Genomic DNA, 1,298 nt, shown 5'->3' with positions numbered 1-1,298 from the left:
GGGCCCTGACCCCGAGTCCTGGACACGGGTTATGCGGCTGGTGTCAGCGTAGTTGATGTTGTTTCGGAAGCTGTCTCGTAAGCGATCGGGCTGCGGTGTCCGAGGCGGGAGTGACGGCGTCGGGTGTTGTAGCGGTGCAGCCAGCGGAAGGCGTCGAGGCGGGCTTCGCGCTCGCTGGACCAGTGCTTGCGACCCTGGAGCGTCTCGCGTTTGAAGGTCGCGTTGAAGGACTCGGCGAGTGCGTTGTCCGCCGAGCTGCCGATCGCGCTCATGGACTGACGGACGCCGGCTCTGCGGCAGGCGTCGGCGAACGCCCGGCTGGTGTACTGGGCGCCGTGATCGGTGTGCATGACTGCTCCGGCGAGGCTGCCGCGGGTGCGTTCGGCGGCGGCCAGGGCGTCGATGACGAGATCAGTGCGCATGTGATCTGCGATTGCCCAGCCGACAAGGCGGCGTGAGGCGAGGTCGATGATGGTGGCCAGGTAGAGGAACTTCCCGCCGTCCACGGGGAGATAGGTGATGTCGCCGACGTACTTCGTGTTCGGTTCGCTCGCGGTGAAGTCGCGGCCGATCAGATCCGGGGCCTTCGCCGCGGCCGGATCCGCGTTCGTGGTGCGGTGCCTGCGACGCAGCCGCACGCCTGCCAGGCCGATGCTCCGCATCACCCGCGCGATCCGCTTGTGGTTGATCCGCTCGCCGTGGTCGCGGAGCTCGGCGGTGATCCTGGGGACGCCGTAGGTGCCGTCCCACTCACGGTGCACGGCCCGTATCCGTGCGGCGAGAGCGGCGTCGGCCGCCTGCCGGGCGGCCCGGTCCGCGGCAGTGCGGCGCCAGTAGTAGAAGCTGGAGCGGGCGATGCCCAGGATGGTGCACAGCCGCTTCACGCCGTAGCGGCGCTGGTGGTCGGCGACGAACTGGAAGCGGTTCACCAGCGCGTCTCCCCGGCGAAATACTTGGCCGCCTTCCGCAGGATCTCGCGTTCCTCCTCGAGTTCGCGGACCTTCTTGCGCAGGGCCGCGTTCTCCGCCTCCAGCGGCGTGGGCGGCTCGGCGGGCGCCTCCGCCCGGCGTCCCCGTGGGCGGCTCGCTCCGGCCGCCCGGACCCAGTTCCGCAACGTCTCCGGGTTCACCCCCAGATCAGCGGCGACCGACCTGATCGTCGCTTCCGGCCGCGACTCGTACAACGCGACCGCGTCCGCCTTGAACTCCGGCGGATAGTGCTTCATGACCACGGGACATCCGTTCTCCTGGACTCAAGATCCAAGTGTCTCGGGTGTCCAAGATCCGGGGTCAAGCCCC

General features: G+C 69.0%; 1 protein-coding gene. It reads right to left on the bottom strand.

Going from position 1 to position 1,298, the window contains the following annotated elements; translation table 11 throughout:
- Window positions 1-29 precede the first annotated feature (29 nt).
- A protein-coding gene (locus ACF1A1_RS39345; RefSeq protein WP_392006997.1) for an IS3 family transposase occupies window positions 30-1,231 on the bottom strand; the annotation gives its coding sequence in 2 pieces (ribosomal slippage) (window positions 30-946 and window positions 946-1,231; 1,203 coding nt in all).
- Window positions 1,232-1,298: the final 67 nt, after the last annotated feature.

This window comes from Streptomyces sp. NPDC014995 (genome assembly GCF_043080745.1).
GTDB lineage: Bacteria > Actinomycetota > Actinomycetes > Streptomycetales > Streptomycetaceae > Streptomyces.
The sequence above is the reverse complement of the archived record's forward strand: the minus strand, read 5'-3'. Positions and strand labels throughout refer to the sequence as shown.